Source organism: Herpetosiphon geysericola (assembly GCF_001306135.1).
Taxonomy (GTDB): Bacteria; Chloroflexota; Chloroflexia; order Chloroflexales; family Herpetosiphonaceae; genus Herpetosiphon; species Herpetosiphon geysericola.
This window is the reverse complement of record NZ_LGKP01000010.1, coordinates 57680-72378: the sequence shown is the minus strand read 5'-3', so window position 1 is coordinate 72378 and position 14699 is coordinate 57680. Positions and strand designations below refer to the sequence as shown.

The following is a 14699-nucleotide window of genomic DNA, read 5'->3' as shown; positions in this document are numbered from 1 at the left end:
CCTTTAAGTAAGAGGCAACCATCACGCTACCTCCATCCGTTGTTGTGATTTGCGAATAGCCCGAAAATCAATTAATCCCATAGTTGGATGAGTTTTGGTCAGCTCCACGGCCATCCGCGTACACCACTGGAGATCTTGCTCAATCAGGATGCATCGGCGCTGGAGCAGCTTGGCCGCAATCCCCGTTTGGCCCGATCCGGCGAAACAATCCAAAATCAGTTCATCGCGATCGGTATAGAGCGCTACCAATTCCTTCATCAGATCAAGCGGTTTTTTGGTCTTGTGATCTGTCTTTTTGCGAGCCTTATTGACCGCGTGTGAGTAGATCGCCGATTTGCCGCCGCCATTCCAGCGGGGCCTTTGTGGCTGATGATGAATCACGAATGGCTCGAAGCCTTGTGCTGGACGATCGCCCGTGGTTTGTGGCTGCGCACCCAGTTTGATCCAGATGCCAGTACGGATGTACCTATGGCCATAGCGTTGATAGGCATCCCGCCACAAGTGCAGCGCCTCCGCTTGACAAAACGTCAAGCTCCATCGTTGCGTTACCCGAGCCACTTGCTTGGCCACGAAATCCCGTAGCTCCGGCGTAATGGGAGCAAATGCGAGATCGGTTTGTTCGATCCGTGTAGTTTTTTTGCTGGCCAGGTGATCCGACAAATTGACCTGTTTGGTATGGGCTTCTGATTCATACGGGGGGTCAGTGATCGTCACCCCGATCGCGCGATCCTCCAGTGCTGGCAACACGTCCCGACAATCCGCGTTATAGATCGTCACAAAGTCGTCTTGGTAAAAGGGTTTTGGAAGGCTAAGGCTCATGAGGCCTCCGGCGCATCGCTAGCCGATTCATCCGCGCTATCGCCTAAATCATGGTCTAGCGCTCGCGATCGTTGCTCCAGATGAAATAATTGGCTCATGGTTTTATCGATCAGCGGATGCAGATGATCCAGATCGTCATGCTCATCCACCCGCAGCCGGAGGTTATGCAGTCGAGTCCTCCAGATTGCGACCTGTTCCGGCGTGACTTGTGATGGCCGATTGCTCCGCGCCCACGTTCGGATTTCTTGCAGCTGTTTCCCTAACGCCGTGGCCAAATCATCGCCCGGATCAACGGGAGCGCGATCATCACTATCCGACTCATCCTCGTCATCCGAATCATCGGGGATTGGGGATTGGGCCAAGTGGCCAATCATCGTCGATTGCGCTGGAGCCGCCGCGCCGTAAACCGTCCGGCTATGCTTGGTCGTGATCTTTGCTTCGATGCTCCGGGTACTTTCGATGATCGATTGAATCTGATCGATCATGTCCTCTGCCTCTGCATCCCCCACTGCTGGAGGCGTGAGTTTGCATGAAAATTTCGAGAGGCCATAGAGTGGCCCATGAACTAACGCGCCCAAGATCGTGGCCAGCGTCTCCAGCTTGACGGCCTTGAGATCAATGGTGATTTCCGTTGCCATTGGTTGCCCTCCTCTGTTTTTTTGAATGTTCCGACGCACTAGGGCAGGTGGAGAAATGACTTTCCTTTGTTGGCCGACCTCCGATCGTGTTGTATGGGCATCGCTTGCCATTGACAGTCAATCCCCAGTAAATATCAGCGCCGCATGATTTGCATTGCACGATCGCGATCGAGGGATTAAGCTCCAGCTCCAGCGCGCGAATTTTCGTAAGCTGATCGAGGATCAATCCGATCGCGTCACGCTGTCGATAATCGACGAACAACCGATCGGCCATAACCAACGCCCGATCCATTGCGCCCAGCCATTCGTTGATCGATTCATAGGTTTTAGGCGGCATTGTCGTTGCCTCCCTTTTTGAGTAAGGCCGGGTAGTGGGAGCGGATTAACTCCGCTGCTGGCCGTTGGGCTGGAGGCGGTGGTGGTGGCATTGGCTCGATGCCCGATGCCTCCAGTAGCTCGATCGTCTCCTCCCGGTACTTGCTATCGACGAGCTGCCGGATTCCCCGGCTATCCAGCCACGGCCATCCGTTTTCAATAACCGCATGCTTGAGTTTGGCCCGTAGTTGCCAGCTAATGCGCAACCATGCAGCCGGATCAGCCCAATCCGGGGGAATTTTGTCGAGTGCATCCATCGAAGGGCTACGATCTTCGATTTGCCGCTGAGGAGCTGGAGGCGGTGGTGGTGGCTTGGTTGCCTCCGCGCGGAGATGTTCCACATTCTCCGGCTGTTTGAACCACCAGATAATCGCGCCTGGGCCGCCGCCTGTTTTGGCTAATGCCTTGGCTTGCTTGATAATCAACTCATACGGGATGCCAAGATCGCGGAAGCGCTCCACGGATTTAATTTCAAACTGATCGACGAGAATCTTCCGAGCCTCCGGCCACTGCATTGACCATGCTGGAGCTGGAGCCGGAGAGGGTGACATTTGGGGGGGCGCCGCAACATGGGGGGAGCCACCACCCAAACCGCGATCAGCATCGGTAACCCGTGATCGTTCATACTCCGATGCTTGCCATTCCCCACCACCAACCAACCCCGCTAACCGATCGGGGATTTTTGGCATCGATCGCGGGATCACCGTTTGGCGTTCAACCCAAACATCCGGCTCTGCCTCATCGTATGCGTATGCATCCCCACCCCCGACCCAATCCGACTCGTCGAGATCATCCGCGGATTGTTGCTCCAGCAACTCAACCGGATCGCGATCGCCGAAAAATTCATCCTTGTCGCATGGTGGTGGTGGATTTACCATGGTATTAACATGATTAGGGTGACATTTTTGGCTATTTTCTTGCGAAAATGTCACCATCCCCCCTGAAAATGTCACCATCGGATCGGGCTGATCCCCTAAAATGTCACCATCATCCGCCGAAATGTCACCATCCAGATCGACCGGATCGGCCAAAATGTCACCATCTAAATCCGGCTGATCGTCTGAAATGTCACCATCCCCATGCTCAGCATGCTCCGGCATGTCACCCTCTCGATCGGTTTGCTCCAGCTTGGCAATATTGATCTGGTATCCGTTGGTGCGATGCTTGCCAGCGTTCGGAACGATCGTAATTTCGCCCGATGCTACCAACTCTTTGAGCAGCCGCTGGATCTGCCGCTCCGATAGCCGACAATAAGCCGCCAACGTGGCGATACCTGGCCATGCAAATCCGTTGTCATCAGCGAAGATGGCCAAGGCTTGCAACAGCGCATAGGCTCCCTTGCTTGCTTTGCTTGCACGTACCACCAGTTTGATTAATTTCCAGCCCATGTTGCGTAGTCCTTGGGGGATGTGCTATCATTGCACTATCCCAAACCCCTGACCAATGCCCGCTCAACACCGCGCCAACGGTGTTTTTTTGTGCGTGTGGCATGGTAAAAACCCAATAAAAAAGCCAGCCCTAGGGCTGACTCAGGAACGACTATTCGATTTATCCAGCGATTTAGAGGGCTGGATCATCCTCCGCTGCAATTGATGCAGCCTCCATATTCCGAGCGATCGATACTTGATCCGTCTCGATCTCTGCCAACAGTACCAACACCCGCGTGGCGATTAGCTCCGCTTTGTCGGGATGCGTTCGATGTAATCCCCCGCCGATCGCGTCTCGTAACAGCATGCGTGCTGCATAGACTTTTTTCTTGCTTGTTTGTGCGAGCTGGAGGGTTTCCCGGCGGTATCCCTCCGCGTAGATTGGCCAGCGCCGCCGCCTATGTTTTGCTGGCATGTGCTCTCCCTATATAGTTCACCTCCTCACATCTTTGACCGTTGATTGCCCCCCGACGGCGAATCACCGATCCCTCTCAACCATTGGTGCATGCTAGGCTATCTAACAGCACCTTATTAATCAATCTGTCATTTACGCCTTAGGATAGTTGCCACCCGAATCCGTAGTGGGGAACATGGTTTTAGAGTGAGGTTAGACCATGCCCTCCGTTTTAGATTCGTTGCCACAGTGGGAATCCGCAGCCGTTGCCCGTGGTTATCGGCCACGCACGATCAGACGCTATCGGGATCAAATTCGGTATTTTGCCCGGTGGACATCCGATCCGAAGTTAATCAACATTGATACCGCAATGATCCAGCGGTATCAGGAGGCAATCGCGAAAGATGCGAAAAGTTCAACCGTCGCGAATGCCCTAACCACAATTCGATCCTTTTTACGTTGGGCAATCAAGCGAAACTTGATCCCCACCGACCCAACCCTCCTAATCCAATGGCCCAAAAAAGCGAAAGTAGCGCCCCGTGCGCTTCGGGTTCGCGATGTACGCCAATTGTGGGAGGTCATGGACTTACCTCCAAAGATTCGGCGATCACCGTGGTCACATGCCCGGGATCGTCGGGCGATCGCGCTCATGCTCTATGCTGGCCTGCGCATTAGCGAGGTGGTGCATTTAGATTGGCGCGACGTTGATCTAGAGAGTAACTACTTAACCGTGCGAGATGGAAAAGGGGGGAAGGATCGATCGGTGCCACTGCATCCGCGTTTGCGCTCCGAGCTGGAGGCAACGATGGCCACCCGTGGCCCAGTGTGTGGCAGGGAAGATGGAAAGATCCTCAGTGTCAAATCACTGGCTCATGTTTTTGAGCGATTAGTCCGGGAGCATGGGATGAATATCTCCGCCCATATGCTCCGGCATACCTTCGCAACCGAGCTGATGAACCGAGGCGCTGACCTTCGGCACATTCAAGAGTTGCTAGGCCATGAAAGGCTAGAAACAACCCAACGATACCTCATGGTAAGCACTGAACGATTACGATCAGCGGTGGCTCTTTTGCCCGATACTTGGTAAAACGACGTTCCCCGACCATGGGGAATAATCCCGCCATCTCCACCAAGATCAAACACATCCAGCCACTTCAATGGCTGGATGTGTTGTTTTAGAGCTGTTTAAAAAAGTATTGATAGATAGCATTACACCCTAAACTGCCGCCTAATGCATAAAAGAAGGCAGTTAATGAAAATGGGTTAAATGCTCCGAAAATATAAATCGCATACACGCTGCCTGCTAACAACGCCCCGCCAATGCTCAACAACAACTGCAGAATCACATCATGTTTGCGTTCAGCAAACATCATCGCCCAAATAATGCCAATTAATGCCCCAACTGCCGCCTCAATCAACAAGCTATTATTGGGATAATAGACCACCGCCAAAACGATGCTCAGAAATACAGCACCGCCACCAAAGCCAGCGATCAAGGGCCATAAATCGCCGGTATCTGGCTTGGGGAGCGTGCCTTGCGCTAGTTGTATCTTCAATTTGCGCCGCTGCGGTTTTTCGTTGCCAACCCGAATTTCAAAGCTTACGCTGGCAGATTGGCCAGGCATTGGATTACGATCAAGATCGATACCAAATTGAAACTGTTGGGGTTGATCGGGCACGACGTAAAGCTCTGGCGGCCCAACTTGCAACCAGCTAGGTGCATCGACGGCCTTAATATGTGCCGCCCGATTGCGCGCCGTAACCGTCAATGGCGTGGCGGTCATGCCATCCAATGGCAAGATCACGGTGTTGTATTCAAATTTAACTTCAGCAGCCAATAGATTCGGCGCTAAACTTCCAACCAAAAAATCAAGCACCCGCTCTGGACGTTCGTTTTGTACCAGCATGCGATGAACTTTGATCGCCAATTCAGTCTGTTGATGCTGGCGCAACCATGTGTTCAGATCGCCGTTGACCAAGGCATGCAAGCCATAGCCCCAATCTGCCTGAATTGCTTGGGCCAAATCATGGCCAGTATAGGGCGTGATGCCACTCGGAAACTTAAACGGCTGAACGAGGGTTGGTTCAAGCGTTTCCTCAAGCAAATCGCGAAAAATGGTGGCATTTGGCCGTTGGCTTAAATCTTCATGCAACGCACGGCCAAGCACTTGTTGCATGCGTTGGGGCAGGCTCGCTAATTTCGGGAATTGTAACGGGTGCTGGGTTGGATCATCATCGGTGAGCAGTTGATAGATGGTGGCGGCTAAATTATAAATATCGCTGGCAGGATAGCGCTGATTGCGATATTGCTCAGGCGCTGCATAGCCAGGCGTGCCGTAGGTTTTGCCATCGCCACTAATTGCGGCTGCACCAAAATCGACCAAAAAAAGCTCGTTACTCTCACGATCGCGTATCAAATTGGCGGGCTTAATATCGCCATGGACAATTGCTGGCTTGAGGCCATGCAAATATTCTAAAATTTTGCAGACCACAATTCCATCACGTAGTACTTGCTCGAATGGCCGTGCTTTGCCAGCCATAAAGCTGCCATCAAGCAGAATATGGCTTAGCCCATGCTCCAAATCACGGCCCGCCACATATTCCATCACAATTGTAGCTACCCCTGCTTCCTCAAAATAGGCAAAGACTTGGGGAATTTGGGGATGGCGTAGCTTGGTTAGCAGCTCGGCTTCGGTGGCAAACATGCGGCGTGCTTCACTACCGCCTTGGAGTTGGGTGCGCTTCAAAATACATTGGCGATTGAAGGTACGGGTATCCTCGGCTAGGTAGATTTGGCCGGTGCCACCCTCACGCAAGGGTTGAAGCACGCGATATTGATTCATAACCAACGCACCAGCTACCAGCAGTTGAGGTAGCGGTGCGTTACAGTGATCGCAGCTAGAGCTTTGGGTATTGGTCACGGTTGTGCCACACGCAGGACATTGCATAGATTGATCTCAATTAAAGGCTTTTCACGTATGATACACGTTTACGCAACTGTGCCCAAAAGGTAGCTACTGCTGACGGCGCTCATTGGCCAAGATTGCCAAAACTTCTTGTTGCAACGCTGCATTCGTCGCCACCGCATCTGCACCCCAAATGCTGGCTTCACCCGCCCAGGTTGTGAAATGGCCGCCAGCTTCGCGCAAAATTGGCAGCAATGGCGCGCAATCCCACGGATTCATAGCTGGATCAAGCATAATTTCGGCCCGCCCAGTTGCCACCAACACATAGCCATAGCAATCGCCCCAGGTGCGCTGAAGTTTGGTTTTGCGCACCAATTGCTCGTAGGCATCAGAGCGTTTCATAGCTGAAGTTACTGAGGTCGTTAGCAATGTGGCCTCGGCCAGTGTATCGACCTTGCTCACATGTGCTGGCCGACCATTCCAGCTACAGCCCAAACCATCAGCCGCCGCTAGCATCTCATCGAAGGCTGGCAAATAGACCGCGCCCACGCTGGCTTGGCCCTTCACTTCCAGCCCAATCAGCACGCCATAAAACGGCACGCCATGAATAAAGGTTTTGGTGCCATCAATTGGGTCGATAATCCAGCGATAATCAGCATCGCCCTGTTGTTCGCCATGTTCCTCGCCAATAATCGTATGGGTTGGAAAATAGCGCCCAATACATTCGCGAATGATTGTTTCGGCCTCGCGATCAGCACGGGTAACCGGAGTCGAATCGCCTTTGGTTTCAACCTGAACATCGGCCCCAAAATAGGCCAGCGTGCGCCGACCACCTAAATACGCAGCTTCGGTCGCAACATCCAACAATTCGCGCAAACTTGGCATGGCTCGCATCCTTCCATAGCAACACAATTAGCGTGAGCCATGGTAGTTGGCCGCATCCAAACGAGCAAGTTCTTGCACAAAGCGCTGCACAATATCGGCCAAAAGCGCCAATTCCTGATTATCGAATTGCTCCATCAGTTGCGACATATCGCGATAGCGTTCAGCATTGATTGATTCAATCTTTTTGCGCCCTGCATCCGTAAGCTCTACGAACACCACACGCCGATCTTGTTCATCGCGCTCGCGAGCCACCAAATCGTTGTTGATCAGCCGATCAACAATTCCAGTTAATGTGGCTGGCGCGTGCTGGGTAATGCGGCCAAGGTCGCTCATCGTGGCGCGGCCTTGGTGGGCATCGAGGGCAATTAATAAAATTGCTTGCGAAAGCGTCAAGCCCAAGCGTTCCATCGTTTGGCTGCTTTGACGATGCGAGAGCCAAGTCAATTGGCGAATCATATCGGAGATTGAGCTGAGTAGTGAACTACGATGTTCATCTTCCATAAAGGTTTCCTTGTTGTGAACAATTGTGAAAAAGCGAAGTACCATGCCACTTTAGGGCGATTGGCATCTTGACACAAAATTCACAAATCCTATAATAGTTCGCGTGCCGAAATATTATCGACATATATAATCGTAGCGACAAATAATCTTGCCGTCAAACATTTTCGTGCCGAAAGGAGCCACGTAGTGTTGTGGTTTACACGTCAATCGCTTAAGCGCTCGCCAATTACGATCATGATCTCAGTGGTCTTGATCATTGCGGGGCTGGTTGCTTCAGCAGGGCTGAAACGGGAACTCTTCCCGGATATTTCCTTCCCCATCGTCAGCATCACCACGATCTATCCGGGGGCTTCTTCTGAAACCATGGATAGCGAAGTGACATCGGTCATCGAAAAGGCCGTTAATGGCTTGTCGGGCGTTCAAGCAGTTCAATCAACATCGTCAGAAAGCTTTGCTTTTACCATTTTGACCTTTGATGTTGATGTTGACCCCAAAGATGCCAAAGTTGAAGTTCAAGAGAAAATCAGCTCGTTGAGCTTACCAGAGAACGCTCAAAAACCAACGATTGGTACGTTTAACTTCAATTCGTTGCCAATTGTCGTGGCCAGTGTCAGCGGCGCAAACTTAAGCGACGTACAAGCCAAAGTCGATGGCGAGCTGGTTCCAGCCTTGTCGGCCATTCCTGGCGTAAACAACGTGGCGGTAACCGGCGGCGAGCAAGAAAAAGTTTTGGTCACGCTTAACCCTGAGAAAATGGCGGCCAACAACTTAACCCAAGCCCAAGTTGTCCAATTCTTGCAAGCCAATAACTTGGTCTTTCCAGTTGGGACAATTACCGACGAAGGCCGTTCGTTGCCTTTGCGGATCACCCACAAATATAGCTCAACCAACGAAATTGAAAATGTCGTGGTTGGCATCAAGGGCGTTGATTTAAGTGTCGGAGCCAGCGGTGGTTTTGGTGGTGCAACTGGTGGTTTTGGTGGCGCAGCTGCTCAACCAACTGCTGCGGCAACACCAAAACCAACCCAAGCCCCAAACCAACCAGTTACAACCAGTTTGATTCCGGCGGCGTTGCAAGGCTTTGGTATTACTAGCCCCGATCAAATTACGCCAGCAGTAATTGACCAATTTCCTGCTGCTGGATTGAGCCAAATCACCTTGCCATTGGCCTTGGCCTTGAGCGATGATAGCCAAGCTGCGTTGGCTGAACGCTTGCCAGAAGCTGAAGTGCCAGCAGAATTTGCGGCCTTTGGCATTACCAGCCCCGATCAAATTACGCCTGCCGTGATTAGCCAATTGCCAGTTGCTGGTTTGGCTCAATTCCCAGTCAACTTGGCCTTGGCTTTGCCTGAAGCCAGCCAAACTGCTTTAGCTGAAGCTGTGGCTGCTGCTCCTGCGCCTACACCTGCGCCAGGGAATGGCGCAAGTGCCTTGCCAGCAGAATTTGCGGCCTTTGGCATTACCAGCCCTGATCAAATTACGCCAGAGTTAATTGAGCAAATTCCAGCTCAATTCTTATCAGCCTTTACGCCTGAAATCACTGCCTTGCTTTCAGCAGAAAGCCAAGCAGCCTTGGCGCAAAAGCTCAACAATCCCGATGCTGCTGGCAGCACTGGCGTGCCTGAAGCATTGCTGATTCGCTTGAAAGATGTGGCGACGGTTGAAGTTGGCGCAGTTGGCGGCAGCACCGTAACCCGCACCAACGGTCAAGCCAGCTTGGGCTTGGAAATTTCAAAAGATACCACTGGCAACACGGTTGAAATTGTCGAAGCTGTTGAAGCTGAATTCGCCAAGTTCAACGATGGTAGTTTGACGATTCAAATCGTCAGCGAACAAGCCACCCCAATTAACCAAGCGGTCAGCGCTGTGTTGACCGAAGGCGCAATTGGCGCAGTTGTGGCAATTGTGGTGATCTTCTTGTTCTTGCGTTCGTTGCGCACGACCTTGGTAACCGCAGTTTCAATTCCACTTTCAATTATGGTGGCCTTGATTCTGATGCGTTTGCAAGGCTTCTCGCTCAACGTGATGACCTTGGGCGGTCTGACTGTGGCGGTCGGACGGGTGGTCGACGACTCGATTGTGGTGTTGGAAAACATCTATCGCTACTTGAATAAAGGTGCGAATCGCCGCGAAGCGGTGATCGAAGGCACCAAGGAAGTTGCTGGCGCCATTACCTCATCGACCTTGACCACCGTCTGTGTGTTCTTGCCATTGGGCTTGGTCGGCGGGATCGTCTCGAAGTTCTTCTTGCCCTTCGCTTTGACCGTAACCTACGCCTTGTTGGCTTCGTTGATTGTAGCGATTACGATTGTGCCACTCTTGGCTTATCTGTTTATTCGCCAAACCAAAGAAGAGCCAGAAAACACTTGGATGCAACGCGCTTACACTCCAGCCTTGTTGTGGGCTTTGCGCAACCGCGCTTGGACGTTGGTAATTGCATTTGCCTTGTTGCTGGGTAGCTTTGGTTTCGTCAATTTCTTGAAATTCACCTTCTTGCCTGATAGCAGCGAAAAGTTGATTTCAATCCAAATCAATACGCCATCGGGCACCGACTTGAACACTACCGTTGCTAAGGCCGATGAAATTGAAAAATTGTTGTTGGTGCAACGTGAACAAGGTAAAGTGCGCGATATTCAAACCGTGATTGGGAGCGCTAGTGGTGCAAACCGCAATCGCGATCAATCTGGTGGTGCCAGCGCTCCTGATAGCGCCCGTTTCAGCTTGACGATTGACAACGACAAAGTAACCGACCCAGCTGCCTTCGCCAAAGAACTAGAAACCCAAATCAAAGGCGTTGCTGGGCTTGAATCGGTAACTGCCGAAGTTGTTTCGCAAGGCGGCGGCCCTGGCAATGCTGGCCTCGACATCACCTTGGTTAGCTCGGATATTAACAAACTGCGCGAAGCCAATGACAAAATTATGGCGACAATTGGTGGCAACTTAGCCAGCGATCGCTTCGATATTGCCAACGTCAAGAGCAGCTTGGCCGAAGTTCAGCCAGAACTTGAAGTTGCAGTTGATCCTGCCAAGGCAATCAACAGCGGCACCAGCACAGCCCAAATCGCTTTGCAAATTCGGGCAATGCTTACTGGCGAAAACGCAGGGACTGTGCAATTGGATGGCACCAACAAACCGCTTGATATTTATGTACAAGTTGATCCTGCGGCCTTGGATGCTGAAAAATTGCGCGCGCTCGAAGTTGGCACAATCAACACCGTGCCACTTTCGCAAGTTGCAACCATTAGCGAAGTGCCTGGTGCAAGCAGCATCGTCCGGATCAACGGCGACCGCGCCACCTCGATTTCAGGTCAATTTACCAGCGATGATACCTTCTCGACCCAAGCTGCGGTCGAGGCTGAAATTCGCGATAACATTGGCTTGCCCGAAGGCGTGATCATCCAAGCTGGTGCCCAAGCTCAATCACAAACCGACACCTTCAACGATATGTTCCTCGCCTTGGGCGTGGCCGTTATCTTGGTGTATTTGGTGATGGTGCTCTCGTTTGGCTCATTGATGAACCCGTTGATCATTCTCTTCTCGTTGCCATTGGCGATTATCGGGGTCTTGACCTCGTTGTTCCTCACTGGCAAGCCACTGGGCATCACCACCATGATTGGGGTCTTGCTCTTGATTGGGATTGTGGTGACCAATGCAATCGTGTTGATTGAGTTGGTTGAACAATATCGTGAAGAAGGCAAGCCAGTCTACGAATCGTTGGTTCAAGCAGCTCGTGTGCGCTTGCGGCCAATCTTGATGACCGCAATCGCGACCATGGTTGCCTTGCTGCCATTGGCCTTGGGCCTCAAAGAAGGTGGCTTTATTGGCGCAGACCTTGGGATTGCAGTGATTGGTGGCTTGTTCACCTCGACCTTCTTGACCTTGCTGGTTGTGCCAGTTGTCTATAGCTTGGTTGAAAGCCTCAAAAAACGCTTTGGCTTTGGCGATAAGCACGGCCACAGTGAAACCAGCGAAGCCGAAGCCGCTTAATCAGCTGCTTGGTTCTGGTTACGGCGTAGGTTACCCTCACGGTAGCCTACGCTTTTTGTTGTCGCTTTAATGTTCAGGCTTCGTGGTTTTGTGGTTAAGCTGTTTGCTAACAGATTTAGCCTCGCAACTGTAGGAAAAATGCTTTACACTGGCCATTAGCCAAGTATGTTTCCCAGCGTGCATGAGCACTAGGGTTGTCAATCAAGCTTGGATCAGCCAAATCCAGCTTCTGTTTGCATTCTACGTCTGCTATGCGTACCATGTACTAAATCGATGTCCACAAACGTGCATATTACGATTTGCACACGTTCAATCGAGCTACGTTTTGTTGTGTGTAGGAGTTATGGCTATGTCCAAGGGTTTTCGCAATTGGCTGATTATCTATGCGGTTTTATTTTTGGTCTTAGTTGTTGGCATGATGTTTCTCGATGTGCCTTGGTATGTGGCGGTCATTTTGACCGCCGTGGGGATGATTTATCAAGCAGGGCGTTATTTCTTGTGGGATTAAGCTGACTTTGGCGTGGCCTAATTGATTAATTAGGCCACGCAGCATATTAAGATATTCGATCTATAATACTCGCGATGAATAGTGCGCCAGGAAAACTTATTTTAGCGGGCGAGCATGCCGTGGTGTATGCTCAACCTGCTTTAGCTATACCGATTGCCGCCCTACGAGCGAGCGTCGTCGCCGAACCAGCTCCTTCTGGCGCTGGCATGACCGTGCACGCGCCCGATTTGGGCTTGGTTTGGCGTTTGCGGGCAACTGCGCCGCTCAGCGATTTGGCTCAGCGTACCTTAGATTATTTGCAATTGCCAGAGCCTGATTTGCGCTTGACGATCAGCTCCAGCATTCCAATTGCTAGTGGCATGGGCAGTGGCGCGGCGGTTGGTGCAGCCTTGGTGCGTGCCTTGGCCGAACAGGCGGGCCAGCAGCTTGCAGCCCATGTTATCTCAGATTTGGTGTATCAGAGCGAAAAAGCCTTTCATGGCACGCCCTCAGGCATTGATAATACGGTCGTTGCCTACGAACAGCCAATTCTGTTTCAGCGCCAAGCCCATGGCGAGCCACTGATTGCGCCGTTAGCGGTGGGCAAGCAATGGCATTTTGTGGTCGCCGATAGTGGCATCGCTAGCGAAACTAAAGCGGTTGTCGGCGATTTGCGCCAGCGCTGGTTGGCCGATCAAGAGCCATATAATGTTCAGTTTGCGGCAATTGGCAGCCTAGTGCGGCAAATTCAAGCAGCGCTCGCGAGCAACGCTGGCCCAGCATTTGGTCAATTGCTGAGCCAAAATCATCAATTACTCCAAACGCTCGGCGTTTCTTGCTCCAAACTTGATCAATTGGTGCAGGCCGCACTTGAAGCTGGGGCTTGGGGTGCAAAAATGTCGGGCGCTGGCTGGGGTGGAATTATGCTAGCGCTCGTTTCCGCTGAGCGTGCCAGCCATGTTCAACAACAGCTGCGAGCGGCTGGCGCTGTTCAAACCTGGCAAACCAGCTTGCTACCAACGGATTCAAAGCGATGAGGTTGCTTCTGTGACGATTGATGCTGCAATTATTGTTGTAACCTACAACCACGCTCGCTATATTGGCGATTGCCTCAACTCGTTGTTGGCGCTTGATCCTGCGCCCAGCGAATTGGTAGTGGTCGATAACGCCTCGCGTGATGAAACCGCCAAAATCGTCAAAAGCCAATTTCCCCAAGTGCGCTTTGTGCAAACCGGAGCTAATTTGGGCTTTGCAGGCGGCTGCAACCAAGGCGCTCGATTAACCTCTGCTGAATATATTGTGCTGGCTAATCCCGATTTAATTGTGCAGCCCGCTTGGCTTGAACAACTGATTGCGCCCTTGGAACGCTGGCCAAATATTGGCGCGGTTGGCGGCAAGTTACTCTATCGCGATGGAATCACGCTTCAGCATGCAGGTGGCGTTTTGCGCTTGCCATGGGGTTTGGGCCATCATCGGGGAGTCGGCGAGCACGATCAAGGCCAATATGACGCCCTAGAAACCGTCGATTATGTGACTGGCGCGGCCTTTGCGTGTCGGCGCAGTACCTGGGAAAGCCTCGACGGGCTGGATGAGCAATTCTACCCCGCCTATTATGAAGAAGTTGATTTTTGCACCCGCCTGCGCCGGGCAGGGCTGGATATTTTATATACGCCGCGCGCAGTTGCAACCCATATTGAAGGCTCAAGCGTGGGCCATCGTAGCGCTGTTTATTTGCAGCTCTATCATTTCAATCGCTTGCGCTACCTTTTTAAATATTTCAACAATACTTGGCTGATGCGCACTTGGCTCCCTGCCGAGATGGGCCATATTCGCGCTTGTGCGAGCGACGATGAGATTCAAGCGCTGAAGATTGCCTATTTGGCCTATCAATCAGCCTTTTTAAACCATGAATCGCAGCCGGTGATCAGCGAACTTGATATTTTTCCTGATGAAACTGCCGACGGTGGCGAAACCGAATTGCAATGGATTGAACGCCAACTTCGTGCTAAAGTGAATGTTGCACCAGCGCCGATTCCAGCGCGGCGACCGTGGTTGGGGGCAATTCGCAACGGCCTATTACGTTTGGCCACTCGTGATTTTGTTGTGCCAATTGTGCAAGCACAAAACGATGCTAATGCAGCCTTATTAGAATCGATTCAAGCATTGAGCCGTCAACGGCGGGCCGCCGATGCGACGATCCTACTACAAGGCATGCTATTAGCCAAAAGTCTTGATCAACAACCAAAGGCTTAATCTTGCCCCTCTTGATCACCACGTTAT

At 51.9% G+C, this 14699-nt stretch carries 13 protein-coding genes; 5 read left to right on the top strand and 8 right to left on the bottom strand.

Annotated elements, in window-relative coordinates; all coding sequences use genetic code 11:
• Positions 1-21 precede the first annotated feature (21 nt).
• The 5 genes from SE18_RS05100 to SE18_RS05080 all read right to left on the bottom strand — a co-directional run bounded on the left by SE18_RS05100 (position 22) and on the right by SE18_RS05080 (position 3674).
• Positions 22-819 carry a DNA-methyltransferase gene (locus SE18_RS05100; protein ID WP_054533347.1) on the bottom strand — a complete coding sequence of 266 codons (798 nt, stop codon included), beginning with the start codon at positions 817-819 and terminating at the stop codon, positions 22-24.
• Positions 816-1457, bottom strand: a complete 642-nt coding sequence (locus SE18_RS05095) for a hypothetical protein (protein ID WP_054533346.1) — start codon at positions 1455-1457, stop codon at positions 816-818. The genes SE18_RS05100 and SE18_RS05095 overlap by 4 nt, the downstream gene beginning before the upstream one ends.
• On the bottom strand, positions 1435-1794 hold the full coding sequence (locus SE18_RS05090; RefSeq protein WP_054533345.1) for a hypothetical protein: 360 nt from the start codon (positions 1792-1794) through the stop codon (positions 1435-1437). The genes SE18_RS05095 and SE18_RS05090 overlap by 23 nt, the downstream gene beginning before the upstream one ends.
• Positions 1784-3220: a helix-turn-helix domain-containing protein gene (locus SE18_RS05085; protein WP_054533344.1), complete on the bottom strand. Its 1437-nt coding sequence runs from the start codon at positions 3218-3220 to the stop codon at positions 1784-1786. Before SE18_RS05085 ends, SE18_RS05090 begins: the two co-directional genes overlap by 11 nt.
• 172 nt (positions 3221-3392) lie before the next feature.
• Positions 3393-3674, bottom strand: a complete 282-nt coding sequence (locus SE18_RS05080; protein WP_054533343.1) for a hypothetical protein — start codon at positions 3672-3674, stop codon at positions 3393-3395.
• A 199-nt stretch (positions 3675-3873) separates the two neighbouring features.
• Between SE18_RS05080 and SE18_RS28305 the strand changes: the two genes are divergently transcribed.
• Complete coding sequence (locus SE18_RS28305) at positions 3874-4740, top strand: tyrosine-type recombinase/integrase (protein WP_083469733.1); 867 nt, start codon at positions 3874-3876, stop codon at positions 4738-4740.
• Between the two features lie 88 nt (positions 4741-4828).
• Here SE18_RS28305 and SE18_RS05070 read toward each other — a convergent pair whose 3' ends face one another.
• The 3 genes from SE18_RS05070 to SE18_RS05060 all read right to left on the bottom strand — a co-directional run bounded on the left by SE18_RS05070 (position 4829) and on the right by SE18_RS05060 (position 7945).
• Positions 4829-6601 (bottom strand): serine/threonine protein kinase, encoded by a 1773-nt coding sequence (locus SE18_RS05070; RefSeq protein ID WP_054533341.1) that lies wholly within the window; start codon positions 6599-6601, stop codon positions 4829-4831.
• Positions 6602-6667: 66 nt separating this feature from the next.
• On the bottom strand, positions 6668-7444 hold the full coding sequence (gene hisN / locus SE18_RS05065; protein ID WP_054533340.1) for a histidinol-phosphatase: 777 nt from the start codon (positions 7442-7444) through the stop codon (positions 6668-6670).
• Positions 7445-7471: 27 nt separating this feature from the next.
• Positions 7472-7945 carry a MarR family winged helix-turn-helix transcriptional regulator gene (locus SE18_RS05060; RefSeq protein WP_054533339.1) on the bottom strand — a complete coding sequence of 158 codons (474 nt, stop codon included), beginning with the start codon at positions 7943-7945 and terminating at the stop codon, positions 7472-7474.
• Positions 7946-8131: 186 nt separating this feature from the next.
• On the opposite strand from SE18_RS05060, the gene SE18_RS05055 reads away from it, so the two are divergent.
• The 4 genes from SE18_RS05055 (at position 8132) to SE18_RS05045 (ending at position 14672) form a co-directional block, all read left to right on the top strand.
• Positions 8132-11932, top strand: a complete 3801-nt coding sequence (locus SE18_RS05055) for an efflux RND transporter permease subunit (RefSeq protein WP_054533338.1) — start codon at positions 8132-8134, stop codon at positions 11930-11932.
• A gap of 349 nt (positions 11933-12281) precedes the next feature.
• The gene (locus SE18_RS27395; RefSeq protein ID WP_160319473.1) at positions 12282-12440 is read left to right on the top strand and encodes a hypothetical protein; all 159 of its coding nucleotides are present in this window, start codon (positions 12282-12284) and stop codon (positions 12438-12440) included.
• A gap of 74 nt (positions 12441-12514) precedes the next feature.
• Positions 12515-13456 (top strand): mevalonate kinase, encoded by a 942-nt coding sequence (gene mvk, locus SE18_RS05050; protein WP_054533337.1) that lies wholly within the window; start codon positions 12515-12517, stop codon positions 13454-13456.
• Positions 13457-13466: 10 nt separating this feature from the next.
• On the top strand, positions 13467-14672 hold the full coding sequence (locus SE18_RS05045) for a glycosyltransferase family 2 protein (RefSeq protein WP_054533336.1): 1206 nt from the start codon (positions 13467-13469) through the stop codon (positions 14670-14672).
• Positions 14673-14699: the final 27 nt, after the last annotated feature.

Coding starts and splice junctions, on each gene's coding strand:
- SE18_RS05100 (WP_054533347.1), bottom strand. CDS start 819: ATGAGCCTTAGCCTTCCAAAACCCTTTTACCAAGACGACTTTGTGACG.
- SE18_RS05095 (WP_054533346.1), bottom strand. CDS start 1,457: ATGGCAACGGAAATCACCATTGATCTCAAGGCCGTCAAGCTGGAGACG.
- SE18_RS05090 (WP_054533345.1), bottom strand. CDS start 1,794: ATGCCGCCTAAAACCTATGAATCGATCAACGAATGGCTGGGCGCAATG.
- SE18_RS05085 (WP_054533344.1), bottom strand. CDS start 3,220: ATGGGCTGGAAATTAATCAAACTGGTGGTACGTGCAAGCAAAGCAAGC.
- SE18_RS05080 (WP_054533343.1), bottom strand. CDS start 3,674: ATGCCAGCAAAACATAGGCGGCGGCGCTGGCCAATCTACGCGGAGGGA.
- SE18_RS28305 (WP_083469733.1), top strand. CDS start 3,874: ATGCCCTCCGTTTTAGATTCGTTGCCACAGTGGGAATCCGCAGCCGTT.
- SE18_RS05070 (WP_054533341.1), bottom strand. CDS start 6,601: ATGCAATGTCCTGCGTGTGGCACAACCGTGACCAATACCCAAAGCTCT.
- hisN (WP_054533340.1), bottom strand. CDS start 7,444: ATGCCAAGTTTGCGCGAATTGTTGGATGTTGCGACCGAAGCTGCGTAT.
- SE18_RS05060 (WP_054533339.1), bottom strand. CDS start 7,945: ATGGAAGATGAACATCGTAGTTCACTACTCAGCTCAATCTCCGATATG.
- SE18_RS27395 (WP_160319473.1), top strand. CDS start 12,282: ATGTCCAAGGGTTTTCGCAATTGGCTGATTATCTATGCGGTTTTATTT.
- mvk (WP_054533337.1), top strand. CDS start 12,515: ATGAATAGTGCGCCAGGAAAACTTATTTTAGCGGGCGAGCATGCCGTG.